This is a genomic window from Pseudomonas sp. Pseusp9 (genome assembly GCF_059491265.1).
The window spans coordinates 39,181-63,749 of the sequence record NZ_CP168500.1; the positions used below are offsets into that span (position 1 = coordinate 39,181).

23 protein-coding genes are annotated in these 24,569 nt (G+C 60.9%); 19 read left to right on the forward strand and 4 right to left on the reverse strand.

Going from position 1 to position 24,569, the window contains the following annotated elements; all coding sequences use genetic code 11:
* Positions 1–221: 221 nt before the first annotated feature.
* The 12 genes from ACEN8E_RS00080 to ACEN8E_RS00135 all read left to right on the forward strand — a co-directional run bounded on the left by ACEN8E_RS00080 (position 222) and on the right by ACEN8E_RS00135 (position 16,368).
* Positions 222–1,574 carry a TolC family outer membrane protein gene (locus ACEN8E_RS00080; protein WP_495590938.1) on the forward strand — a complete coding sequence of 451 codons (1,353 nt, stop codon included), beginning with the start codon at positions 222–224 and terminating at the stop codon, positions 1,572–1,574.
* A 42-nt stretch (positions 1,575–1,616) separates the two neighbouring features.
* The gene (locus ACEN8E_RS00085; protein ID WP_495590939.1) at positions 1,617–3,773 is read left to right on the forward strand and encodes a type I secretion system permease/ATPase; all 2,157 of its coding nucleotides are present in this window, start codon (positions 1,617–1,619) and stop codon (positions 3,771–3,773) included.
* Positions 3,763–5,127, forward strand: a complete 1,365-nt coding sequence (locus ACEN8E_RS00090; RefSeq protein ID WP_495590940.1) for an HlyD family type I secretion periplasmic adaptor subunit — start codon at positions 3,763–3,765, stop codon at positions 5,125–5,127. Before ACEN8E_RS00085 ends, ACEN8E_RS00090 begins: the two co-directional genes overlap by 11 nt.
* A gap of 371 nt (positions 5,128–5,498) precedes the next feature.
* Positions 5,499–6,386, forward strand: coding sequence for a TauD/TfdA dioxygenase family protein (locus ACEN8E_RS00095; protein ID WP_495590941.1), 888 nt, complete (start codon positions 5,499–5,501; stop codon positions 6,384–6,386).
* A gap of 18 nt (positions 6,387–6,404) precedes the next feature.
* Complete coding sequence (locus ACEN8E_RS00100) at positions 6,405–7,430, forward strand: ABC transporter substrate-binding protein (protein ID WP_495590942.1); 1,026 nt, start codon at positions 6,405–6,407, stop codon at positions 7,428–7,430.
* Between the two features lie 5 nt (positions 7,431–7,435).
* A complete protein-coding gene (locus ACEN8E_RS00105; protein WP_495590943.1) occupies positions 7,436–8,296 on the forward strand; it encodes an ABC transporter ATP-binding protein in 861 nt (286 codons plus the stop codon).
* A gap of 21 nt (positions 8,297–8,317) precedes the next feature.
* Entirely contained in the window at positions 8,318–9,184 is an 867-nt protein-coding gene (locus ACEN8E_RS00110) for an ABC transporter permease (protein WP_495590944.1), read from the forward strand.
* 94 nt (positions 9,185–9,278) lie between these two features.
* A complete protein-coding gene (locus ACEN8E_RS00115) occupies positions 9,279–10,199 on the forward strand; it encodes a LysR family transcriptional regulator (protein WP_495590945.1) in 921 nt (306 codons plus the stop codon).
* A gap of 261 nt (positions 10,200–10,460) precedes the next feature.
* Complete coding sequence (locus ACEN8E_RS00120) at positions 10,461–11,993, forward strand: MFS transporter (protein WP_495590946.1); 1,533 nt, start codon at positions 10,461–10,463, stop codon at positions 11,991–11,993.
* 26 nt (positions 11,994–12,019) lie between these two features.
* On the forward strand, positions 12,020–13,090 hold the full coding sequence (locus ACEN8E_RS00125) for an HlyD family secretion protein (protein WP_495590947.1): 1,071 nt from the start codon (positions 12,020–12,022) through the stop codon (positions 13,088–13,090).
* Complete coding sequence (locus tag ACEN8E_RS00130) at positions 13,087–14,664, forward strand: efflux transporter outer membrane subunit (RefSeq protein ID WP_495590948.1); 1,578 nt, start codon at positions 13,087–13,089, stop codon at positions 14,662–14,664. Before ACEN8E_RS00125 ends, ACEN8E_RS00130 begins: the two co-directional genes overlap by 4 nt.
* Positions 14,665–14,784: 120 nt before the next feature.
* Positions 14,785–16,368: a glycosyltransferase family 39 protein gene (locus ACEN8E_RS00135; RefSeq protein ID WP_495590949.1), complete on the forward strand. Its 1,584-nt coding sequence runs from the start codon at positions 14,785–14,787 to the stop codon at positions 16,366–16,368.
* Between the two features lie 18 nt (positions 16,369–16,386).
* Here the strand turns inward: ACEN8E_RS00135 and ACEN8E_RS00140 are convergent, their stop codons facing one another.
* Together ACEN8E_RS00140 and ACEN8E_RS00145 are read right to left on the reverse strand one after the other, a co-directional pair.
* Positions 16,387–17,145 carry a slipin family protein gene (locus tag ACEN8E_RS00140; protein ID WP_413427156.1) on the reverse strand — a complete coding sequence of 253 codons (759 nt, stop codon included), beginning with the start codon at positions 17,143–17,145 and terminating at the stop codon, positions 16,387–16,389.
* A 2-nt stretch (positions 17,146–17,147) separates the two neighbouring features.
* Positions 17,148–17,681: an NfeD family protein gene (locus tag ACEN8E_RS00145; RefSeq protein ID WP_495590950.1), complete on the reverse strand. Its 534-nt coding sequence runs from the start codon at positions 17,679–17,681 to the stop codon at positions 17,148–17,150.
* A 198-nt stretch (positions 17,682–17,879) separates the two neighbouring features.
* Between ACEN8E_RS00145 and ACEN8E_RS00150 the strand changes: the two genes are divergently transcribed.
* The gene (locus tag ACEN8E_RS00150) at positions 17,880–18,341 is read left to right on the forward strand and encodes an aminoacyl-tRNA deacylase (RefSeq protein WP_008019133.1); all 462 of its coding nucleotides are present in this window, start codon (positions 17,880–17,882) and stop codon (positions 18,339–18,341) included.
* A 122-nt stretch (positions 18,342–18,463) separates the two neighbouring features.
* Positions 18,464–18,709 (forward strand): DUF2789 domain-containing protein, encoded by a 246-nt coding sequence (locus tag ACEN8E_RS00155; RefSeq protein WP_085727562.1) that lies wholly within the window; start codon positions 18,464–18,466, stop codon positions 18,707–18,709.
* Between the two features lie 4 nt (positions 18,710–18,713).
* Here ACEN8E_RS00155 and ACEN8E_RS00160 read toward each other — a convergent pair whose 3' ends face one another.
* The gene (locus ACEN8E_RS00160; protein WP_495590951.1) at positions 18,714–18,995 is read right to left on the reverse strand and encodes a type II toxin-antitoxin system RelE/ParE family toxin; all 282 of its coding nucleotides are present in this window, start codon (positions 18,993–18,995) and stop codon (positions 18,714–18,716) included.
* Positions 18,992–19,270: an antitoxin of toxin-antitoxin stability system gene (locus tag ACEN8E_RS00165; RefSeq protein WP_495590952.1), complete on the reverse strand. Its 279-nt coding sequence runs from the start codon at positions 19,268–19,270 to the stop codon at positions 18,992–18,994. Before ACEN8E_RS00165 ends, ACEN8E_RS00160 begins: the two co-directional genes overlap by 4 nt.
* Before the next feature lie 199 nt (positions 19,271–19,469).
* Here ACEN8E_RS00165 and ACEN8E_RS00170 point away from each other — a divergent pair, with 199 nt between their 5' ends.
* Genes ACEN8E_RS00170 through ACEN8E_RS00190 form a run of 5 tightly spaced genes read left to right on the forward strand, consistent with a single transcriptional unit; the run spans position 19,470 to position 24,502 of the window.
* A complete protein-coding gene (locus ACEN8E_RS00170; RefSeq protein WP_495590953.1) occupies positions 19,470–19,898 on the forward strand; it encodes a MarR family winged helix-turn-helix transcriptional regulator in 429 nt (142 codons plus the stop codon).
* The gene (locus tag ACEN8E_RS00175) at positions 19,895–21,967 is read left to right on the forward strand and encodes an FUSC family protein (RefSeq protein ID WP_495590954.1); all 2,073 of its coding nucleotides are present in this window, start codon (positions 19,895–19,897) and stop codon (positions 21,965–21,967) included. The genes ACEN8E_RS00170 and ACEN8E_RS00175 overlap by 4 nt, the downstream gene beginning before the upstream one ends.
* Positions 21,964–22,173, forward strand: a complete 210-nt coding sequence (locus tag ACEN8E_RS00180) for a DUF1656 domain-containing protein (RefSeq protein WP_007987399.1) — start codon at positions 21,964–21,966, stop codon at positions 22,171–22,173. Before ACEN8E_RS00175 ends, ACEN8E_RS00180 begins: the two co-directional genes overlap by 4 nt.
* Positions 22,170–23,057 (forward strand): efflux RND transporter periplasmic adaptor subunit, encoded by an 888-nt coding sequence (locus ACEN8E_RS00185; RefSeq protein ID WP_495590955.1) that lies wholly within the window; start codon positions 22,170–22,172, stop codon positions 23,055–23,057. Before ACEN8E_RS00180 ends, ACEN8E_RS00185 begins: the two co-directional genes overlap by 4 nt.
* Positions 23,054–24,502, forward strand: coding sequence for an efflux transporter outer membrane subunit (locus ACEN8E_RS00190; RefSeq protein WP_495590956.1), 1,449 nt, complete (start codon positions 23,054–23,056; stop codon positions 24,500–24,502). The genes ACEN8E_RS00185 and ACEN8E_RS00190 overlap by 4 nt, the downstream gene beginning before the upstream one ends.
* The last annotated feature ends 67 nt before the right edge of the window (positions 24,503–24,569 follow it).

The following is a 24,569-nucleotide window of genomic DNA, read 5'->3' on the forward strand; positions in this document are numbered from 1 at the left end:
TTTCGCTATTAACTTTATGCCAATCTATTGACCTTCTTGGATCCATCCTAAACAATCGCCCCAGTAATGTCACATTGATATTTACGCTGTGACTCGTCCTCGGTATGTGATCCAGTTCCGCTTTTGAACCTTCCGACATGCGGTCATTCCGCTTGCCATCTTCCGACACAGCGCGTTCTTTTACTGTGATTCAAGACAAGAAGTCCTGGGAAATTCCTACAATGCGTCCGCCTTTGTTCATGGCTATACCTTTCGCCCTCGCCGCGTCTTTCGTTCAGGCGCAATCCCTGCCAGAAGCCATGCAACAAGCGCTGGATGTCCATCCGGAGGTCCAGGCAGGCGTCAATAGTCGATTGGCTGCGGATTATCAGTTGAAGGCTGCGAAAGGTGGATACCTGCCACGGGTCGACCTGCTGGGCGGTTATGGTCGTGAAGGCACCGATAGCGTGACCACGCGAACGGACGGCAGCAATAATCACTGGGAAACCCTGAATCGCAGTGAGTCAAACTTGCGTCTGACCCAAATGGTTTTTGACGGTTTTGCGACGTCCAGCGAAGTCGGGCGTCAACAAGCCACCGTCAACTCCCGCGCCTATTCGCTGTTGAGTACTTCCGAGCGTACCGGGCTGACAGTGGTGCAGGTCTATCTTGATGTGCTGACCCGTCGCGAATTCGTGCGCCTGGCCGAGGACAACCTCAAGAGCCACCAACGTATTTACGACCAGATCCAGCTGCGCACCCAGCGTGGGGTCGGCAGCGGCGCCGACCTCGATCAGGCGGAGGCGCGGATGGCTCAGGCGCGCAACAATCTGATCACCGAGCAGACCAACCTGGCTGACGCCGAAACCAACTTCCTCTCCGCTGTCGGCCGGATGCCGGATCAACTGGAGCGTCCGGCGAGTTTCCTGGCGCTGATGCCGGCCAATCTGAATGAAGCCCGGGCGCAGATGCTGGAAAACAGCCCGATCCTGCGCTCGGCCGAATCCGACATCGCCGCTGCCGAGAAGCAGTACGACACGGCCAAGTCGACTTTCTACCCGCGCTTCGATGCTGAGTTGGGTCGCACCGCAGACAACGACATTGATGGCCAGAATGGCCACAACAACGAATGGCAAGCCATGCTGCGCATGCGCTTCAACCTGTATTCCGGCGGCAGCAACAAGGCAGATCTGGAGTCCAAGTCCTATCTGTCGAACCAGGCGCTTGATATCCGCAACAACGCCCTGCGCCAATTGAATGAAGAGTTGGGCCTGGCCTGGAACGCCCTGAACAACGCCAACGCGCAGGTGCCGATCGCCCAGCAGTATGTCGACCACAGCACCGCCGTGCGTACCGCTTATCAGCGTCAGTTCAGCCTTGGCGAGCGCACCCTGCTTGATTTGCTCGACAGCGAGAACGAACTGTTCACCTCTTCTCGCCGTCTGGCGGAGATCAAGAACATTCAGTTATTTACTCAGTACCGAATCAAGGCGACCATGGGCGAGTTGCTCAAGAGCCAGGGAGTGGTCGCACCATTGGCATCCGTTGTGCAGAACGACGTGAAGCCCAAGGTCCAATTGCCCGGTATGAATTGAGCAGGACCTTCATTGTTCAATTGTTAGCCAAGAGTGCCGAGCGTGGAATCAGAAGTCAGTCGGGTTCAACTCATTCATGATCCGCGCGCGTTGCATGACGATCCGTTGCTGGATGGTCTGCTCGCTCTTTGCATGCTGCATCAGAAGCCTGCCAGCGCGGCAATGCTGACCACCGGCCTGCCGCTGCCCGAGCAACGCCTGAGTGTCGACTTGCTGCCTCGCGCGGCCGCTCGCGCGGGGCTGCAGGGGCGGGTTCTGCAGCGCAAGCTGGAGGACATTCCGGCGATTGCCATGCCGGCATTGTTGCTGCTCAAGGACGGTCGCAGTGCCGTCCTGCTGGGCTGGCAAGGCGAAGATCAGGTACGGGTGCTGCTCAGTGAAAGCGATGGCGGTGAGTCCCAGGTCAGCCGTGAGCTGCTGGCCGACGACTACACCGGCAAAGTGTTTTTCGCCCAGCCCCAGCACAAATTCGACGTCAATCACGGCACGCTGATCCCGCGTGCGCGCTCGTGGTTCCGCGACACCCTCAAGCGTTCGCGCTGGTTGTACGCAGATGCCATCGCCGCGAGTTTCCTGATCAATATCATTGCCATGGCTGCGCCGTTGTTCGTGATGAACGTTTACGACCGCGTTGTGCCGAACCAGGCCGAAGCGACGTTATGGGTGCTGGCACTCGGCATCTCTGGCGCCTACTTTTTCGACCTGATCCTGAAAAGCCTGCGCAGCCTGTGCCTGGATCTGGCCGGCAAGAAAACCGACCTGATTATCTCGGCCACGCTGTTCGAGCGCATCGTCGGCATGGCCATGAAATACCGGCCGGCACGGGTCGGCAGCTTTGCCCAGAACATCCATGAGTTCCAGAGCCTGCGCGACTTCCTCGCCTCGCTGACCCTCACCAGCCTGATCGACCTGCCGTTCACCATTTTGATTTTTATCGTCATCGCGATCCTTGGCGGGCATCTGGTGTGGATTCCGGTGCTGGCGTTCCCGATAGCCCTGGCCATCGGCTATGCCTTGCAGAAACCCCTGGTGGCGACCATGGAACGGACCATGGCGCTGGGGGCCGAGCGCCAGTCGAGCCTGATCGAAACCCTGGCCGGCCTGGATGCAGTGAAGGTCAACAACGCCGAAAGTGAACGCCAGTATCAGTGGGAACAAACCATTGGCACCCTCAGCCGCCTTGAGTTGCGGGTGAAAATGCTGTCCGGCCTGGCAATGAACATCACCCTGCTGATCCAGCAACTGGCCGGGGTGATCATGATCGTCTTCGGTGTGTACCAGATCATTGCCGGCAACCTGAGCATGGGCGGCCTGGTGGCTTGCTACATGCTCAGTGGCCGGGCGCTGAGCCCGTTGGCGTCGCTGTCCGGGCTGCTGACACGCTATCAGCAGGCACAGGTGACCATGAAGTCGGTCGACCAGATGATGGAGCTGCCCCAGGAGCGCAATTTCGAAGAGCGCCCGCTCAGCCGCAAGGTGTTGCAGGGTGGTATTGAGTGCCGCCAGCTCAACTTCACCTACCCGCAGCAGCAGAACCTGGCGCTGAAGAACATCAACCTGTCGATTACTCCCGGCGAGAAGGTTGGCATCATTGGTCGAAGCGGCTCGGGCAAGAGCTCGCTGGCGAAGCTGTTGGTGGGGCTGTATCAGCCGGACGACGGTTCATTGTTGGTCGATGGTGTGGATATCCGCCAGATTGACGTCAGCGAGCTGCGCTACAACATCGGCTACGTGCCCCAGGACATCCAGTTGCTCGCCGGCACCTTGCGCGACAACCTGGTTTCCGGCGCGCGGTATGTCGAGGACGAACTGGTGCTGCAAGCGGCAGAGCTGGCCGGTGTCCACGAATATGCGCGTTTGCATCCGCAGGGTTATGAGCTGCAAGTGGGCGAACGCGGGCAGAACCTCTCCGGCGGTCAACGGCAAAACGTCGCCCTGGCCCGTGCGTTATTGCTCAACCCGCCGATCCTGCTGCTCGACGAACCGACCAGCGCCATGGATAACACCGGCGAAGAACGCCTCAAGCAGCGCCTGGCAGCGGTGATCGAAAACAAGACCATGGTGCTGGTGACACACCGGGCATCGCTGTTGTCGCTGGTTGAACGGCTGATCGTGATCGACCGCGGGCAGATACTCGCCGACGGCCCGAAAGCTGCGGTGATGGAAGCATTGAAGAAGGGGCAGATCAGTGTTGCTTAAGTCGGGCAAGGATTCGATCCGTCGCTACTTCAAAGGCTCTGCTTCGCTGCAGGGCCAGCCGCTGCCGGAGGTCAACAAAGCGCTGATCGAGGATGCGCCACGTGTGGTGCGGCTGACGATCTGGGCGATCATCGCGTTCTTCGTGTTCCTGATGCTCTGGGCAAACTTCGCGGTGATCGACGAAGTGACCAAGGGCGACGGCAAGGCGATTCCATCGTCGAAGATCCAGAAAATCCAGAACCTTGAGGGCGGTATCGTTGCCGAGCTGTTCGTCAAGGAAGGCCAGATCGTCGAAGCCGGCGCGCCGCTGATTCGCTTGGACGACACGCGATTTGCTTCGAACGTCGGCGAAACCGAGGCCGATCGGTTGTCGATGGTGCTGCGGGTCGAACGCCTGAGCGCCGAGGTTGACGACCGTCCGCTGAACTTCCCCGAGGATGTACTCAAGGCTGTGCCGGGCCAGGCCAAGAGCGAAGAGTCGCTCTATGTAAGCCGCCGCCAGCAGTTGCACGACGAGATTGGCGGCTTGCAGGAGCAACTGATCCAGCGTCAGCAAGAACTGCGCGAATTCACGTCCAAGCAGGCGCAGTATCGCCAGCAATTGGGCTTTCAGCGTCAGGAAATCAGTATGTCCGAGCCGTTGGTGGCCCAGGGCGCGGTATCGCCGGTGGAAGTCCTGCGCCTCAAGCGTGCCGAAGCGGAGACCCGTGGTCAGCTCGACGCCACCACCCTGGCAATTCCACGAGCCGAGTCGGCGATCAAGGAAGTACAGCGCAAGATCGACGAAACTCGTGGCAAGTTCCGCAGCGAAGCCCTGACCCAGCTCAATGAAGCACGCACCGACCTGAACAAGGCCCAGGCCACCGGTAAGGCCCTGGAAGACCGGGTCAGCCGGACGCTGGTCACTTCGCCGGTGCGAGGTATCGTCAACAAGTTGCTGGTCAATACCATCGGCGGGGTTATCCAGCCAGGCAGCGACCTGGTGGAAATCGTGCCGCTGGACGACACCTTGCTGGTCGAGGCGAAGATCCGTCCACAGGACATCGCATTCCTGCATCCGGGGCAGGAAGCGACGGTAAAATTTACCGCCTATGACTACACCATCTACGGCGGATTGAAGGCCAAGCTGGAGCAGATCGGTGCCGACACCATTACCGACGAAGACAAGAAAACCACCTACTACGTGATCAAGCTGCGTACCGACCGCAGTCACTTGGGCACTGACGAAAAACCATTGCTGATCATTCCGGGGATGGTGGCCTCGGTGGACATCATTACCGGCAAGAAGACCATTCTCAGTTATCTGATCAAGCCGATCATCAAGGCGCGGGCCGAGTCTCTGCACGAGCGCTAGATCTTTAATGGATTCACTGCCCCCATCGCGGGCAAGCCCGGCTCCCACAAGGTTTTCTGTTGAAACACGATTATGTGTTCGACACAAAAACCTGTGGGAGTCGGGCTTGCCCGCGATGACGTCAGTCACAACACCACAACCCTGTCAGTAAGTGACAAATAACGTCACACCACAATCCACGCAGCCCCTTTTCAATTGCCATATCGTTATTCATTAACGGTATTTAAATTTCAATTCTTATACCTATAAAGTCAACCTCCTGCGTACCTGCCGACCAATCGGCGCGCCGCACGACACGAACCAACACGGGATCTCCGTGAGTTTCTGATCGACGCGCGCGCCTTTGAGCGTGCCGTGCGTGGGAGTGATTTATGTCTGCAGCTTCAGCTTCGCCAAGCATCGCGCCACAATTCTTTGAGATTCGTCCGTTCAGCGGAGCGGTGGGTGCCGAGATCATTGGTCTCGACCTGTCCCGCCCGCTCAATGATGACGATTTTGCCCGCATTCACCGTGCGCATCTGGACCATCATGTGGTGGTGTTTCGCGACCAGCGCATCACCCCCGAACAGCACATCGACTTCAGCCGTCGTTTTGGCGTGTTGCAGATACACGTGCTCAAGCAGTTCCTGCTGGCAGGGCACCCGGAAATCCTCATCGTTTCCAACATCGTCGAAAACGGGCAGAACATCGGCCTGGGTGACGCCGGCAAGTTCTGGCATTCCGATCTCTCCTACAAACAACTGCCGAGTCTGGGCTCGATGCTGCATGCCCAGGAGCTGCCATCGGAGGGCGGCGACACGCTGTTCGCCGACATGCACAAAGCCTGGGACAGCCTGCCGCTCGCATTGCGCAATGCCGTTGAAGGTCGCTCGGCCGCGCACTCCTACACGGCGCGTTACAGCGAGACCAAATTCGAAGGCAACTGGCGCCCGACCCTGACCCCGGAGCAACTCGCCCAGGTCGCCGAAGTGGTGCACCCGGTCGTGCGTACCCATCCGGAAAACGGCCGCAAGGCCCTGTTCGTCAGCGAGGGTTTCACCACCCGCATCGTTGGCCTGCCGGAGGACGAGAGCCGGCAACTGCTGGCCGAGCTCTACGCCCACAGCGTGTTGTCGCAAAACATCTACCGCCATCAATGGCAGCCCCATGATCTGGTGTTCTGGGACAACCGTTCGCTGATCCACCTCGCCGCAGGATGCCCAAGCCATCTGCGCCGCAAGCTGTTTCGCACCACCATCCAGGGCGACGCGCCTTTCTGATTTGTCGGAGATCTGACCATGTCCAAACGTTTTCCATTCGCTGCGCTGGCCGCGGCCATCGGCCTGGGTATCAGCCTGATCGCCGGCAGCCTGGTGGCGCCGACCGTGGCTCATGCCGAAGGTGAAATCCGCATTGCCGAGCAGTTCGGCATCGTTTACCTGCTGCTCAACGTGGTTCGCGATCAGAATCTGATCGAGAAGTACGGCAAGCAGCAAGGCATCGACATCAAGGTCGACTGGACCCAGCTCTCGGGCGGCGCGGCGGTCAACGATGCGTTGCTTGCAGGCTCGATCGACATTGCCGGCGCTGGCGTCGGTCCGTTGCTGACCATCTGGGACCGCACCCACGGCAAGCAGAACGTCAAGGCCGTGGCCTCCCTCGGTAACTTCCCGTACTACCTGGTGAGCAATAATCCCAAGGTCAAGACCATTGCCGACTTCACCGAGAAGGACCGCATCGCGGTGCCGGCGGTAGGCGTGTCGGTGCAGTCGCGCTTCCTGCAATACGCGGCTGCCAGGCAGTGGGGCGACAAGGAGTTCAATCGCCTCGACAAGTACACCATCGCGGTTCCCCATCCCGATGCCACGGCGGCGCTGATTGCCGGTGGCACCGAGCTGACCGGGCACTTCTCCAACCCGCCATTCCAGGACCAGGCGCTGGAAAATCCGAACGTGCACGTGGTGCTGAACACCTATGACCTGCTCGGCCCGAACTCGCCGACCGTCCTGTTCGCCACCGAGAAATTCCGCGACGAGAACCCGAAAACCTACAAGGCATTTATCGATGCGCTGACCGAAGCGGCGCAATTCGCGCAGAACGACAAGGTCGCAGCAGCCGATACCTACATTCGCGTCACCAGGGCCAGGATCGACCGTGCCGCGTTGCTGAAAATCATCGACAACCCGCAGTTCGAATTCAGTGTCACGCCGAAAAATACTTACCCGTTGGCCGAGTTCCTGTACCGCGTTGGCGCGATCAAAAACAAACCGGATTCGTGGAAGGACTACTTCTTCCAGGACGCCAAGCCGCTGCAAGGGAGCTGACCGAGATGAACGCCCCTTTGCAAGACCACACGGTCAGCAAGTCGATCGCGGCAGCCCGGGCGCTGCTGTCGGTCGATAACGTCAGCCTGGAGTACCGCACGCCGCAGCGCGTGGTGCGGGCGACCCATCAAGTCAGTTTCGCAGTGGATCCGGCGGATCGGTTTGTCCTGCTCGGCCCGTCCGGTTGCGGCAAGTCGACGTTGCTCAAGGCCGCTGCCGGCTTCATCCAGCCCGTCGAAGGCGAGATCCGTCTGCAAGGTCAGCGCGTCGATGCACCGGGGCCTGACCGGATCGTCGTGTTCCAGGAGTTCGATCAACTGCCACCGTGGAAAACCGTCAAACAGAACGTGATGTTCCCACTGCTGGCTTCTCGAACCCTGAAGAAAAAAGAAGCTGAAGCGCGAGCACTGCACTATCTGGAAAAAGTCGGCCTGGCGGCGTTTGCCGATGCCTATCCGCACACCTTGTCCGGTGGCATGAAGGCCCGAGTCGCCATCGCCCGGGCGCTGGGGATGCAGCCGAAAATCCTCCTGATGGACGAACCCTTCGCCGCCCTCGACGCCCTGACCCGGCGCAAGATGCAGGAAGAACTGCTGCTGCTCTGGGAGGAAGTGCGCTTCACCCTGCTGTTCGTCACGCACTCCATCGAAGAGGCGCTGGTGGTGGGTAACCGCATCCTGTTGTTGTCACCGCATCCGGGCCGGGTGCGGGCCGAAGTCCATAGCCATCAATACGATTTGCACAGCCTGGGTGGCGTGGCGTTTCAGGAGTCGGCACGGCGCATCCATCGGTTGTTGTTCGATGAAGGTGATGTGGCGAACGCTGAGCATGAGCTGGATTTCGCTGACATCCGCATTGCTTATTGAGCCAGTTGAGAGGAGGGCCCGATGAGCCATTTATCATCCCTGCGTGAAGAATTCGAAACCGTATTGCCACCGCTGACCAGTGTGCCGCTGGAGCGCGAACTGCCCCTCGGCCAACGCCTGTGGCAACAGGGCTGGCTGCGCAAAAGCCTGATCCTGATTTTGCTTGCGGTGCTGTGGGAAGCGGTCGCCCGTTATCAGAACAACGATCTGCTGCTGCCGAGCTTTGTGCAAACCGCTCACGCCTTGTATGACGGCCTGCTCAGCGGCGAATTGCTGGGCAAGGTATGGATTTCCCTGGTGGTATTGCTCAAGGGCTATCTGATCGGCATCGTCCTGGCGTTCGGCCTGACTACTCTGGCGGTGTCGACCCAGTTCGGTCGCGACCTGCTGAGTACCCTGACCTCAATGTTCAACCCGTTGCCGGCCATCGCGTTGTTGCCGCTGGCGCTGTTGTGGTTTGGCCTGGGGCAGAACAGCCTGATTTTCGTACTGGTGCATTCGGTGCTCTGGGCCTTGGCGCTGAACACCTACGCCGGGTTCCTCGGCGTCTCGGAAACCCTGCGCATGGCCGGGCGCAACTACGGCCTCAAGGGCATGCGTTTCGTGCTGTTCATCCTGATTCCGGCTGCGCTGCCATCGATCCTCGCCGGCCTGAAGATCGGCTGGGCCTTTGCCTGGCGTACATTGATCGCTGCCGAGTTGGTGTTTGGCGCAACCAGCGGCAAGGGTGGGTTGGGGTGGTACATCTTTCAGAATCGTAATGAACTGTACACGGACAAGGTATTTGCCGGGTTGGCGGTGGTGATTCTGATTGGATTGCTGGTGGAGAATCTGGTGTTCGATTCGTTGGAGCGGGTGACGGTCAGGCGGTGGGGGATGGTGCGTTGACTGTCTGATTGTGTGAAGTCTGCCCGCACAATGCCTGAGTGGAGTTTGCTAGCATTGCGTCTGAATCAATAAAAATCGGGCTTGAGTGCTTGCCATGCAGCTTCCAGACATGAACCTGTTAGTCGCTCTCGACGCCTTGCTCGACGAGGGCAGTGTGGTGGGTGCCGCACGACGGATGAACCTGAGCCCGGCGGCCATGAGCCGGACGTTGACGCGCATTCGCGAAGCCATTGGCGATCCGATTCTGGTGCGCGCCGGTCGTGGCCTGGTACCAACCCCCAAGGCCCTGGCCTTGCGTGAGCAGGTGCGCAGTGTGGTGGAGCAGGCCGGGTTGCTGTTTCGTTCGGCCGATGCGGTGGAGCTGGGTTCGCTGCGGCGGCGTTTCAGTATTCGGGCCAACGACTTTTTTGTCGGCGTCTACGGCGGCAAGTTGTTCGACACCCTTGACCGGCAGGCGCCGCACTGCGAATTGCGTTTTGTCCCAGAAGGCGATGGCGATGATGAGGCGTTGCGCGAAGGGCGGATCGATCTGAGTATCAGCAACACCCGGCCATTGACCCCCGAAGTGAAGATTCAGAACCTGTTTTCCACCCACTTCGTTGGCTTGGTGCGTGAGGATCATCCGCTGTTGGATGAAGAAATCACGGCCGAGCGCTATGCGGGTTATTCCCATATAAGCATGTCCCGGCGTGGCATTGCCCGAGGTCCGATCGACACCGCGCTCAATGCCCTGGGGCTGGAGCGGCGGGTGGCGGTGATCGCACCAAGCTTTCATGCGGCGATGTTTGCCTTGCCCGATTCCGACCTGATTCTGCCGGTGCCCAAGGAAGCCTTGCTGAGTGTGCGACGGTTGGGGTTGAAACTGCGTTCGTTCAACCTGCCGATTCCTTTGCCGACGCTGATGTTGACCCAGGCCTGGCACCCGCGCTTCGACAAGGATCCGGCGCACCGCTGGCTGCGTGAAACGCTGAAAACCTGCTGCGATGAGACGTGGCTGGCGGCGCAACCGGACTGAGCTGAACGCAATTTCCCCCCTTGTAGGAGCGAGCCTGCTCGCGAAAAACCCGAGAACACCGCGGGGCACCTGCCAGCCAGCGTTATCGTTGACGACCATCGTCGGAACGCCGCCCGGAGCAAGCTCGCTCCTACAGGGGGCAGTGGGCAGGGGGTTGTATCGTTGCGTTTAGCGCACTTATAACCTGCCAATAAGTTGATTTCCGTCAGGCATCACGCTTTCTAGAATGCTTCGGTATTTCCACTCCGGAGCTTGCAGTTCATGACCTCCCTTACAGCCACGGCACCTGTCGCCGCGGCCAGCACGGCAATCGCTGCACCCGTCTTCGGCCCGCGGATCATCATCGGCCTGGTGGGCGTGCTGCTGGCGGTGCTGGTGTCGGGCCTGAACGAGATGGTGACCAAAGTCGCCCTGGCCGACATCCGCGGTGCGTTGGCCATCGGCTACGACGAAGGCACCTGGCTGGTGGCCTGTTACAACGCGACTTCGGTGGCGGCCATGGCTTTTGCACCATGGTGCGCGGTGACGTTCTCGTTACGGCGTTTCACCCTGTGCGCCATCAGCCTGTTCACCCTGTTGGGCGCGCTGTGCCCTTTCGCCCCGAATTACGAAAGCCTTTTGTTGCTGCGCACCCTGCAAGGCCTGGCGGGCGGCGCGTTGCCGCCCATGTTGATGACCGTGGCCCTGCGGTTTCTGCCCGCCAACGTGAAGTTGTATGGCCTGGCCGGTTATGCCCTGACGGCAACGTTCGGCCCGGGCCTGGGCACGCCATTGGCCGGGTTGTGGACCGAGTATGTCGGCTGGCAATGGACCTTCTGGCAAATCATCGCCCCGTGCCTGATTGCCATGGCTGCGGTGGCGTATGGCTTACCCCGGGACCCGCTGCGTCTGGAGCGCTTCAAGTCCTTCAACTGGCGCGGTGTGCTGCTGGGTTTTCCCGCCATCTGCATGCTGGTGATCGGCATTCTGCAGGGCAATCGCCTGGACTGGTTCGAGTCGAACCTGATCTGCGGATTGCTCGGTGGCGGGTTGTTGTTGCTGGCGCTGTTCCTGGCTGGCGAGTGGTCGCAGCCGGTTCCGTTTTTCAAGATGCAGATGCTCGGCATCCGTAACCTGTCTTTCGCCCTGCTGACCCTGGCGGGAGTGCTGGTGGTGTTGCAGGCGGTGATCATTATTCCGTCCAGCTACCTGGCGCAGGTCCAGGGTTACCGCCCGGTGCAAACTGCGCCGATCATGCTGCTGGCGGCGCTGCCGCAATTGATTGCGCTGCCGTTGGTGGCGGCGCTGTGCAACTTTCGCTGGGTCGATTGCCGCTGGGTGTTGGGCCTTGGCCTGAGCATGCTGGCGCTGTCGTGCGTCGGGGGCTCGCAACTGACCTCTGCGTGGATTCGCGACGATTTCTATGTGCTGCAATGGCTGCAGATTTTCGGTCAGCCCATGGCGGTGTTGCCGCTGCTGATGCTGTCCACCGGCAGCATCAACCCGATGCAAGGGCCGTTCGCATCGGCCTGGTTCAACACGGTCAAAGGCCTGTCGGCGGTCATCGCCACCGGGGTGATCGAGGCGTTGACCACGGCACGTCTGCATTTTCACTCGACCATGCTGGTCGATCGCCTCGGCAACTCACCGCTGGCCGAGCGCGACAAAGCAAGTCTCGCTCATCGCCTGCATGAGCAAGCGGTGGTGCTCGCCTCCTCCGATCTTTACCTGTGCATGGCCGGTATCGCCGTGACCTTGATCCTGCTGATTTTCTGGCTGCCGACGCGGATCTATCCGCCGCGCGCACCGACCTGAATGCTCCACTGAAACAGAAGGTTTTTATGAACACTCAAGCAAAGCAGAAAGTCGCGGTTGCCATGACCGCCGCAGTGGCCGTCGGGGTATTGCTGTACCTGGCGATGCCCGGCCTGTTCGGCAAGCGTACCCAACAGAACACCAACGATGCTTATGTCTCGGCGGATTTCACCCTGGTAGTGCCGCGGGTCGCCGGGTTTATCCAGCAAGTGCTGGTTGAGGACAACCAGCAGGTCAAGGCCGGGCAGTTGCTGGCACTGATCGATGACCGGGATTTGCGCGCAGCCGCCCAGGCCGCCGACGCCGAAACGCTGGTGGCCAGGGCGCAACTGCAAAACGCCAGGGCGACCCTGGAACGCCAGGCGTCGGTGATTGCCCAGGCGCAATCCTCGGTGGTCTCGGCCAAGGCGGAAATGGCGTTTGCCGAGCATGAACTGAACCGTTACAACCACCTCGCCGGGGTGGGCGCCGGCACGGTACAAAATGCGCAACAGGCGCAAACGCGCATCGACCAGGCCTCTGCGCGGCTGGCCAATGCGACGGCGGTACTGGCGGCGGAGCGCAAGCAAGTGGAGATCCTCACGGCCCAGCGCGATGCAGCCGAAGGTGGCCTGAAACGGGCGCAAGCGAAGCTGGAAATGGCCAGCTACGAATTGTCCTATACGAGGATCGTCGCGCCACAGGACGGTATGGTCGGCGAGCGCGCGGTGCGGGTCGGCGCCTACGTCACTCCGGGCAGTAAAATCCTCGCCGTGGTGCCGCTGGCACAGGCATACGTGATGGCCAATTTCCAGGAAACCCAACTGACGGATGTGCAGCCGGGGCAGGCTGTGCAAGTGCGCGTTGACAGTCTGGGCGGTGCGGCACTGAACGGTCGTGTCGAAAGCATTGCCCCGGCCACCGGGGTGACGTTCGCCGCGGTCAAACCGGACAACGCCACCGGCAACTTCACCAAGGTGGTACAGCGCATACCGGTGAAAATCGTGCTGGAGCCGGGACAATCGCTGGCCGACCGCTTGCGGGTGGGGATGTCGGTGGAGGCGAGTATTGATACCGTCAGCAATGCAGTGCCTGCGCGCGAGGTGACTCAGCGATGAAGGGTTGTGTTGGCTGGTCAAGTGCTTTCGCGAGCAGGCTCGCTCCCACAAGGGATCGGCGCAATGCCGGTAATTGCGGTTCCATCGAAAGTTCGCTGTGGGAGCGAGCCTGCTCGCGAAGAGGCCAGTGGCAACCACTCACCTTCAGTGCCTTGCTCGTCATGAGTCTCAGCGCCTGCACCGTCGGCCCGGACTTTCACAAACCTCAACCCACACAAATCACCGAGTGGTCGAAACCCTCAAAGGCAGCCACCAGCCAGGTAATCGCCGAAACGATGAACGAGCGCTGGTGGGACGTGTTCAACGACCCGAAACTTTCGGCTCTCACGCAACGCGCCCTGACCGACAACCTCGACCTGAAACTCGCCAGCAGCCGCTTGCAACAAAGCCGTGCCGTTCGCCAGGTGATCACCGCCGACCGCTATCCGAATACCGCCGCCACGGGAAGTTACGCCCGAAAACGTAACAGTAGCGAAGGCCTGAGCGACCCGTCAGGGCACAACGGCCAATCCGCGTTCAATCTGTGGGATGCCGGCTTTTCCGCCGCCTGGGAGCTGGATTTGTGGGGGCGCGTGCGTCGGGAAACCGAAGCCGCCGATGCCAACCTTGAAGTCACCGAGAACGACCGACGCGGCGTGCTGCTGTCGGTACTGGCCGAAACTGCCCAGGACTACATTCAATTGCGAGGGGTGCAGAACACCCGGCTCGTCACTGAACAGAATCTCGACGTCGCCCGCCATAGCCTGAAGCTTTCGCAACTGCGTCTGGCCGACGGCGTCGCGACGGATCTGGATGTCGCCGAAGCCGCCGCACAGGTGGCGGCCATCGAGTCGCGCCTGCCCGCACTGGAGCAGCGCCAGTGGCAACTGATCAACGCTTTGAGTCTGTTGATGGGCGAACCGCCCCAGGCATTGGCGGCGGAGTTATCCACAGATGCCCCCGTGCCACAAACCCCGCGACAGGTCGCCATTGGCTTGCCCTCGCAGCTGGCTGAACGTCGCCCGGACATTCGCCAGGCCGAAGCACGGCTGCATGCCGCCACCGCCAGCATTGGCGTGGCCAAGGGCGATTTCTATCCGCGCATCACCCTGTCGGGGAACATCGGTTCCCAGGCCATGCAGCTGAGCGATTTCGGCTCATGGGGTTCGCGTTCGTTCGGGATCGGCCCGCAATTGAGCTTGCCGTTGTTCGACGGCGGTCGCTTGCGTGGCGTGCTCGATTTGCGTGAAGCACAACAACAGGAAGCGGCCATCGCCTATCAACAAACCGTGCTGCGTGCCTGGCATGAAATCGATGACCAACTGACCGCCTACAACGCCAGTCAGTTGCGCCGCGACAGCCTGACCGAAGCCGTGCGCCAGAACCGCATTGCGCTGGACACCGCACAACAGCAGTACATTGAGGGCGTGGTGGACTTCGTCACCGTACTCACCGTGCAAGGGGCGTTGCTGGCCACGCAGGAGCAGTGGGTCGAGAGTTCGACTGGCGTGTCGCTGGCGGCCGTCGGTTTGTACAAGGCGTTGGGTGGTGGGTGGCAGTCGGTGTATCCAGTGACAGAGACGGCGCAGCGCTGACGTTGCAGCCGCCGCCGACTATCGCTCCATCAGTGGGCCAGCATCGACGTTGCTTGGCTTGAAGCGCTAAAGTGAAGCGTAGACAATCCGGATGTTCACTAAGCGTTGCAAGGGGAAGCAATGGAGGCGCGCCGAGAAACGCCGATGGGCGACACCCAGGGACCGCATGCCAATCCCGGTTTCGCCAGGGGGGCGCTACCGCTGGTCCGCTGGGCGCGGGAGCATTGGCTGGTGCCGATTCTGGTATTGGCCGCGCTGGTGCGCTTTTACGATCTGACCGCTGCCGCGATCTGGGGCGACGAGGGCTCCAGCCTGCTGCTGGCCGGTTATTCAATACCTGACATCTGGGTTCACGCCGCCTACGACGTCCATCCGCCGTTGTACTTCATGCTGCTGCACGGCTGGATCGCAATGTTTGGCGACGGCATATTGTCCATCCGCTGTCTCAGCGCCTTGCCCGGCATTGCCTCGGTCGGGCTCGGTATGTGGCTGGTCGACCGGCTCGCCACCCGCCGGGCCGCGATATTGGCCGGTTTGCTGTTGGCCCTGCTCCCGACGGCGGTGCGCTATAGCCAGGAAGTGCGCATGTATTCGCTGTTGGGGCTGTGGTTGCTGGGGGCAACCCTGGCGCTGGTGTACTGGATCCGCAAGCCACAGCGTCGGCGTTACCTGGTGATCTACGTCCTGCTGATGAGCGCAGCGTTTTACACGCATTATTTCACGGCCCTGTGCGTGCTCTGCCATTGGTTGTACCTGGGGGTCATTCGCGTGCAGCCGGGGTATCGACTGCGGCATCTCCAGCGGGGTGACTGGTGGCTGGCCAATGTGGCCATCGTGGCGCTGTATCTGCCGTGGTTGCCGGGGTTTGTCGACTTGCTACGGCACGTGGATCAGCTCAAGGCCAATGGCGATGTTGGCTGGGAATTGCCCGTCAGCCTGGATTCCTTGCCATCGATGGTCTGGTCGCTACTGACCCAGGACGACGGTGAAACCCTTCCTTCACTGCTATTTATTGCCTTGCCGCTGGCTTTGCCGTTAGTGGCGTGGGTAGCGCTGGCACGCGATCGAAGCGTGATGCGCGGCAGTGTTTTGCTCGCGGTCTACACTTTTGTCCCGATGCTGCTGGTGTTTGCGGTGTCGTTTTTTTCGCCGATATTCATCGAGCGTTACCTCACCGCGTACGCGCTTGGCCTGCCGCTGCTGGCGGCATTGGCGATCGACCGCTTGTATAACGGCACCCGGGTACTGGCCCTGACGGTGCTGACGCTGTTTGTCTGTGTGGAACTGGTGGGCCTGAAAAACAACGCTACGGTGGACGTCCATGATCAGGTCAATGTCCTGGTGGACGACGTCAATCTGCATTTTCAGCCGGGGGACCGGATCGTCACCAGCGACATGCTCTGGTACTTGAGTTACGTCTACTACAACCGCACCGGGACCCAGCCTCTGCTGTACACCCCGCCACGGGCCGATGGCTCTACGAGCCGGCCAAACGACTATGGTTTCGGTACCTTGACGACGCCAGACGTGTATCTGGACCACTTGAGCGATCTGCCCAGGGGCACGGGGCGGATCTGGCTGATCGGCACCGCCGATGTGCCGGACGAGTTCGCGCCGCTGCCGACGCAGTGGCATATCGGTCGTCAGATGAAGGCCGGTGGTGTTACCGCCAGGTTGTACCTGTCCGGCAATACCGGGCAATGAGTGGCGTCATCGCAACTTTCAGGGTTTCGACGACAAGTCCGCCATGCCCTTGAGCAACTCGATAGGCAGTGGAAAGACGATGGTCGAGCTCTTGTCGCCGGCAATCGAACTCAGGGTCTGCATGTAGCGCAGCTGCATGGCCCCCGGTTGACGGCCAAGCATTTCGGCGGCCTGCATGAGTTTTTCCGAGGCCTGCAATTCACCTTCGGCGTGGATCACCTTGGCTCGCCGTTCCCGTTCGGCTTCGGCCTGCTTGGCGATGGCGCGGATCATCGATTCGTTGAGGTCCACGTGTTTGATCTCGACGTTGGCCACCTTGATGCCCCAGGCGTCGGTCTGGGCGTCGAGCACTTGCTGGATGTCCAGGTTCAACCGTTCGCGTTCGGCCAGCAATTCGTCCAGTTCGTGTTTACCCAGTACCGCCCGCAGTGTGGTTTGCGCCAGTTGGCTGGTAGCGGCGAGGAAGTCCTCGACCTGGATGATTGCCTTCTGCGGATCGAGCACGCGGAAATACAGCACCGCGTTGACCTTGACCGACACGTTGTCACGGGTGATCACGTCTTGCGGGGGAACGTCCAGCACCACGGTCCGCAAATCGACCCTGACCATTTGCTGCACCACCGGGATCAGCAGGATCAGGCCGGGGCCCTTGACCTGCCAGAAGCGCCCGAGCTGGAACACCACGCCGCGCTCGTACTCGCGCAGGATGCGGAACGTCCCCCCCGCCAGTGCGATGATCAACAATAGCAGCGCGACAAGACCCAATTGCAAACCCATGACTATTCTCCACCCGGCGCCGCGTCAGTCGCGGCCACTTGCAGCAGCAAACCCTTGCGCCCCACCACCCGCACCTGTTGCCCGGGTTGCAGCGGTGTCGCGCTAAGCACTTGCCATCGTTCTCCTTGCAGATGCACCCAGCCGCCATAGGCGTTGCCGGCCTGCAAGGACGTCACCGCCGTCACGCTGCCGAGCAGCCCGGCATCACCGCTGACGGTGTGGCGCGGTCGGGTCTTCAGGGCGTGAATCACCAGATAGACCAGCAACAGCGCGCTGACCAGTCCCAGGCCGATCATCAGCGGTTCGGGCACATCGGTATTGGTCAGGATCACTGCGCCGATCACGAACATCACGATGCCGCCCAGGCCGATCACGCCGTAATTGGGCAGGGCCGCCTCAGCGATCAGGAATGCAAGGCCGAAGGTGATCAGCCAGATTCCGATGGGGTTGGGTACCAGCAACACAACCGTGTCGGCGGCGCAGGCGGGTCCGCACAACGCCAACAGCAACGCAACGGCACAGCAACGCGTGTTCACGTGACCCTCCGGGAGAGTCTTGGGGTGGCTCTGTAGTCAGTTTAGTTGACCCGCCGATTGTATGAATTTTGCTCAACTGTCGACGGCGTCCGATGGGCGGATTTCCCGCCGGAACACGCCATCGGGCCTAGACTTTGAGTACCGAAAGAAGTGTTAACCAGCGTCCGTCAGCGGTTGTTGCGGACACCGAGGTGCATCATGCGTATGGCAAGAACCGTGCAGCGAAGCCTGGAAAAGGCTCAATGCCAATATGACATCGTCAGCCACCCACACTCGGCCAGCAGCCTCGAAACGGCACGGGTCGCAGGAATTCCTGCCGAACGGGTGGCCAAATCGGTGATTCTCGACGATCACCATGGGCATTACCTGATGGCCGTACTGCCAGCCAGCCGTCACCTTGACCTGAGCAAAGTCCGCAGCAGTGGTGAATGGCAGGTTTCCCGCGAAAGCAACCTGGCGCACCTGTTCGACGATTGCGAACGCGGCGCGGTACCGGCGCTGGGTGAGTCCTATGGGTTGGATGTGGTCATCGATCCGCTGCTGACCCGGCAGAAAGACATCTATCTGGAGGCCGGCAACCACGTCAACCTGGTGCGCATGGACGTGCCCGAGTTCCTGAAAATGGTGCCGCATGCCGAGGTGCGGGAGTTGAGTCATTGAGTTTTGTTGCGTCAATGCTGACGTCATCGCGGGCAAGCCCACTCCCACACAGAACCCTGTGGGAGTGATCTTGCCCGCGATGACCGCGCAGCGGTCCCTTGATCGGTTCGCAGGAGTTCGACATGGAAAACCCGACCCACAACCTACCTTCGCTGTTCAAGCAACTCGGCCTGCCGGACGATGCCGAAAGCATTGATAAATTCATCGCTACCCATTCACCGCTCAAACCGGAACTGCACCTTGCGGATGCGTTTTTCTGGAGCCCGAGCCAGGCGGAACTTCTGCGGGACGAGATTCTCGATGACGCGGATTGGGCCGAGGTGGTGGATCAACTGGATGTGCTGCTGAGGAAGGGGCGGGGGGTGTGAATCGTCATCTTCCGGGCGGCCACTGTCGGGATGTATGGACCAGGGCGAGTATCCAGATGGCGTCCAGTCCCTGTTCATAAACAATGCGGTAACTCTGATGTGGAATCAGCTCGCGAGTGCCTGTAATGATCCCGACAGGGCCGCTTTCCGGGTATTGGGCAAGCCGGGATAGCGCATCGCTGAACCGGTTGTCCATGTCGATGGCTGCTTTTGGGTTAACGGCATGCAGGTAATCCCAAATGTCTGCACGGTCCTGTGCTGCTTCTTTCGTCCATATTATTTTCATTCCTGTAGCTCGGCCCGCCTGCGCCTGGCAGCGAACTCTGCCTCGATTTCATCATTTGCCAGCCCGTCACCGGCGCGCATTGAAGCGCGTGCGGTGTCGACCTTGCGCTGCAGGAATGCTTCGTACTCGCGAGTCTCCCGTTGGGTTTGAACAAACTGACGCATCATTTCCCGGACGATTTGCGAGGCGGGGCGATGAGCGGCTTCTGCCTCTGCCATGAACTGTTCACGCAGTTCAGACTCAAGTTTCATTGTAAAAACGGCTTGTTTCGACATGGCTGCCTTCTCGGTTGTCGTGATGACAAAGTATATACATCTTCAGTACGGTGGCTTGTTCACCTCCTATGGCTTCGCGACGGATGGAAGCCAATATGTTTCAAAACTTGACGGAAAATCCTCTCCAATGCGATATTGATAGTTAGCAAACTAACAGTGTGTGTTTTCCCTCGTGCCGAATAACCTCGACGTCCTCCAGATGAACATCAGCAGTGCCATGGTGGTGGCCGCCAGGCATTGGCGCAAAATCTGCCAGACCACCCTGGTCAACTATGGAATCTCCGAAGCCTGCGCCGTTCCGCTGTTGATGATCGGGCGCCTGGGCGAGGGCGTGCGCCAGGTGAGGGTGGCGCAAGCTTCGGGGATGGAGAGCCCGTCACTGGTGCGCCTGCTCGATCAACTGTGCCATGCCGGTTACGTCTGCCGGACCGAAGACACACAGGACCGCCGCGCCAAATGCCTGAGCCTGACCGAAACCGGTCGGGACCTGCTGCAAGCGGTCGAAGCGGAGTTGGTGCGCTTGCGCCACGAAGTACTTGAAGGCATTGACCAGAGTGATCTGGAAGCTACGCTGCGGGTACTGAGAGCATTTGAAGCGGCCACGCCGCCGTCGGTGGCCAACTCTTGAACGGTTTTTTCTCTGGCATGCCCCCGGCGCGGGACTGGTTCTACGGGGTCCGTACCTTCGCTGCATCGATGATCGCGCTGTACATCGCCTTGCTCATGCAGATGCCCCGTCCGTACTGGGCGATGGCCACGGTGTACATCGTTTCCAATCCATTTCTCGGGCCGACCACTTCCAAGGCGCTGTACCGGGCAATCGGCACCTTTGTCGGCGCTGCGGCGGCGGTTCTGTTCGTGCCGATGTTCGTACAGAGCCCTTACGTGCTGGTGGTGGTGATTGCACTGTGGACCGGCACGCTGCTGTTTCTGTCCCTGCATTTGCGCACGGCCAACAACTACGCCTTGATGCTCGCCGGTTACACCTTGCCGTTGATCGCCCTGCCAGTGGTGAATAACCCGTTGGGGGTGTGGGATGTGGCCGAAGCACGGACCGAAGAAATCTTTCTGGGCATCGCCGTGGCGGCAGTGGTAGCTGCCATGTTCTGGCCCCGGCGTCTGGCGCCGGTGTTCAATGATTCGGTGAGCAAATGGTTTACCGATGCATCGATCTATAGCCAGCGCTTCCTCAGCCGCAACGTGCAGCCCGAAGAAGTCAGTGCGTTGCGGGCATCGATGGTCGCTACCTTCAACTCCCTGGAATTGATGATCGGTCAGTTGCCCCACGAAGGTTCGCGTCCGCAGACGGTGCGCAACACCAAGGAGTTGCGCGGGCGGATGATTCACCTGCTGCCAGTGATCGATGCCCTCGACGACGCGCTTTACGCATTGGAGCGGCGCACCCCCGAGCTTGTGGACAAGTTCGCGCCGTTGCTGGCGGCCACCACCGAATGGCTCGGGTACAAGGATGCCGATCTCGATCGCTGGCAAGCCCTGAAGGATCAACTTGAGGCCCTGCAGCCAGCTCCCCAGGCACTGGATGACCGCAAGCAACTGTTGTTCTCCAACGCGATTTACCGCCTCGGCGAGTGGATCGATTTGTGGCAGGACTGCCGCAGCCTGCAATACGCCATCCAGTGCGAAAGCCAGGACAACTGGCGTGCGGTGTTTCGGCATTGGCGGCTGGGCCGGCTGACGCCGTTTCTGGACCGCGGTCTGATGTTCTACTCCGCGGCCTCCACCGTGACCGCGATTATCGTGGCCTCGGTGCTGTGGATTCTGCTCGGCTGGACCGATGGCGGCAGCGCAGTGATCCTGGCGGCGGTGGCCTGCAGCTTTTTCGCCTCGATGGATGACCCGGCGCCGCAGATTTACCGGTTCTTTTTCTGGACGGCGATGTCGGTGGTGTTCGCCAGCCTTTATCTGTTTCTGGTGCTGCCCAACCTGCATGACTTTCCGATGCTGGTGCTGGCGTTTGCCGTGCCGTTCATCTGCGTCGGTACCCTGACGGTCAAACCGCAGTTTTACCTGGGTATGCTGCTGACCCTGGTCAACACCTCGTCCTTCATCAGCATTCAGGGTGCCTACGACGCGGACTTCCTCAGTTTCGCCAACTCCAACCTGGCCGGGCCCATGGGGCTGTTGTTCGCGTTCATCTGGACCCTGATCGCCCGGCCGTTCGGTGCCGAACTGGCAGCCAAGCGTCTGACTCGCTTCAGTTGGCGCGACATTGTTGGCCTCTCCGAACCGGCCACATTGTCTGAGCATCGACTTTTGGGCATACAGATGCTCGATCGGCTGATGCAGCATCTGCCGCGGCTGGCCATGACCGGCCAGGACTCCGGCGTGGCACTGCGGGAAGTGCGAGTGGCGCTGAATCTGTTGGACCTGCTCGCTTATACGCCACGGGTCCTCGGTGTGCCGCAGGTGCTGCTGCGCCAGGTGGTGGCCGAGGTTGGCGAGTACTTCAAGGCCTGCCTGAAGGCTGGCGAGCGCTTGCCGGCACCGAGCCCGTTGCTGATGACCCTCGACCGCACGCGCCGCGCCCTCAGCGGTGCCGGCGACGATGAAACCCGCCGGCATTTGCTGCACGCCCTGAGCGGCCTGCGCCTGGCCTTGTTGCCCGGCGTTGAATTCGTCGGTTCCGTCGAGCCCGAAGAACCGCTTCCCCATGGCATTGATGGAGCGCCCCTATGATCGGTGACCTGGATCTTAGCGGGGTGTTCCTGCCCACGCTGCTGGTGCTGATGGGCATTACGTATGTGTTGTACCTGTTGGTGCACGGGGTGCTGACGCGCCTGCACTTTTACCGTCTGGTCTGGCACCGGGCATTGTTCAACGTGGCCCTCTACGCCCTGCTGCTTGGCGCCGTGGATTCACTCAGTCGATACCTGATGACATGAAAAAACCGTTTCTAACCCTTGGTCGCGTGGTGTTGACCCTGCTGATCGTGAGCTTCGCCGTTGTCGTGGTCTGGCGCATGGTGATGTATTACATGTTCGCGCCCTGGACCCGCGACGGGCACATCCGTGCCGACATCGTGCAAATCGCCCCGGACGTTTCCGGGCTGATCCAGCAAGTGGAGGTTCGCGACAACCAGTTGGTCAAGCGCGGCCAGGTGCTGTTCAGCATCGACCCGGACCGCTTCAAGCTGGCCCTGCGCCAAGCGAAAGCGGCTGTCGCCGACCGCGAAGAAACCCTGGCCCAGGCCCAGCGTGAGGCCAAGCGCAACAAAGGCCTTGGTAACCTGGTGCCAGGTGAACAACTGGAAGAAAGCCAGTCAAAGGTGGCCCGCGCCCAAGTGGCGTTGATGGAAGCCCAGGTGGCGGTGGACAGCGCACAACTGAACCTCGACCGCTCGGTGATCCGCAGCCCGGTGGACGGCTACGTCAACGACCGTGCGCCACGGACCCAGGAGTTCGTCAGCGCCGGACGGCCGGTGTTGTCGGTGGTCGACAGTAATTCGTTCCACATCGACGGCTATTTCGAAGAAACCAAGCTGAACGGCATCCATATCGGGCAGAGCGTCGACATCCGGGTGATCGGCGACAATGCGCGCCTGCGCGGGCATGTGGAGAGCATCGTTGCCGGTATCGAAGACCGTGATCGCACCAGTGGCAACAACCTGCTGCCCAACGTCAATCCGGCATTCAGCTGGGTGCGGCTGGCCCAGCGGATTCCGGTGCGCATCGCCTTCGATGACGTGCCGGACGACTTCCGCATGATCGCCGGGCGCACCGCCACGGTATCGATCATCGACGATCAGAAACGGGAGCCGGCGCAATGAGCAAGGCCTCGGGTTTGGCGGTTGCCGGAATGGGTTTGCTGCTGTCGGCGTGTCAGATGGTCGGGCCGGATTATCATTTGCCCGAAGAGGCGGCTGTCCATCGTCCAGACTTCCAGGGCGATCTGGCGGTCGACGGCAAACCGGTGGTGTCCGCGCCGGTGCCGGCCGATTGGTGGCGTTTGTATCAGGACCCGCGACTCGACCAGTTGGTGCAGCAGGCCATGGCCTCCAACACCGATTTGCGCGTGGCGGCGGCCAGTCTGTCGCGGTCTCGCGCGCAGGTCGATGAGGCCGAAGCGGCGGGTGGCTGGAGCGGCGGCGTGCAGATGGGCGCCCAGCGCTTGCAGGAGTCTGGCCAGGCGTTCCTGCTGCCGGAAAAAGTGCCGGTGGCCAACATCGGCGATATCGGCATCAGCGCGTCGTACCAGTTCGACCTGTTCGGGACCTTGCAACGCGGTATCGAAGCGGCCAAGGCCAATGCCGATGCGACGCAGGCCGCCGCCGATACTGCACGCATCACCGTAGTGGCCGATGTGGTCCGGGCCTACACCCAAGTGTGCGCGGCCAATGAAGAGCGGGAAATTGCCCAGCACTCCCTCGACCTGCAAGCCCAGAGCACCACGCTGATCCAGCGTCTGCGTGATGCCGGGCGTGGCGACGAAACCCAGGTCACCCGCTCGCAAACCCAATTCAAATCCCTGCGCGCCGACATGCCGCGTTATGAGGCATCGCGTCAGGCCGGGCTGTACCGCTTGTCGATGTTGCTGGCCAAGCCGGTGGACCAACTGCCGGCCGGCACCGCCACCTGCGATGAACTGCCAAAAATCGCCCAACTGATTCCGGTGGGTGATGGCGCTGCGTTGCTCAAGCGCCGCCCGGATGTACGACAGGCCGAGCGGCGACTGGCTGCCGCGACGGCCAGTATCGGTGTCGCCACGGGTGAGCTGTATCCGAACATCAGCATCGGCGCGACCATCGGTACCGTCGGTATCCTGGACGATCTTGGCGACCCGTCTACCAACCGCTGGGGCTTCGGTCCGTCGCTGACCTGGAAGGTGCCGACCAACGGCGCCCGGGCGCGCATCCGCGAAGCTGAAGCGGTGACCCAGGCAACGCTGGCGCATTTCGACGGGGTGGTGCTCAACGCCATTCGCGAGACCCAGACCGGCCTTGCCCAGTACACCGCGTTACTGCAACGCCGCGATGCCCTGGCGGACGCCGAGCAATCGGCAAAACTGGCGGCCGACCAGACCCACCGCTTCTTCCAGGCCGGCCGCGCCTCGTTCCTGGCCGATCTGCAAGCCACGCGAACCTACATCGATGTCACGGCGCAACTGGCGGCCGCGAACACTCAGGTTGCCGCCAGCCAGATCGACTTGTTCCTCGCGTTGGGCGGCGGCTGGGAAAGCGGACGAACGCAAGCGTCGAACTCCGGCAAACCCTGAGGCCGTTGCTATGCTTTGAAGTGTTGGGAGGGCGCCCCGTGCAAAGCGCCCTTTCTTCGCACAAGGC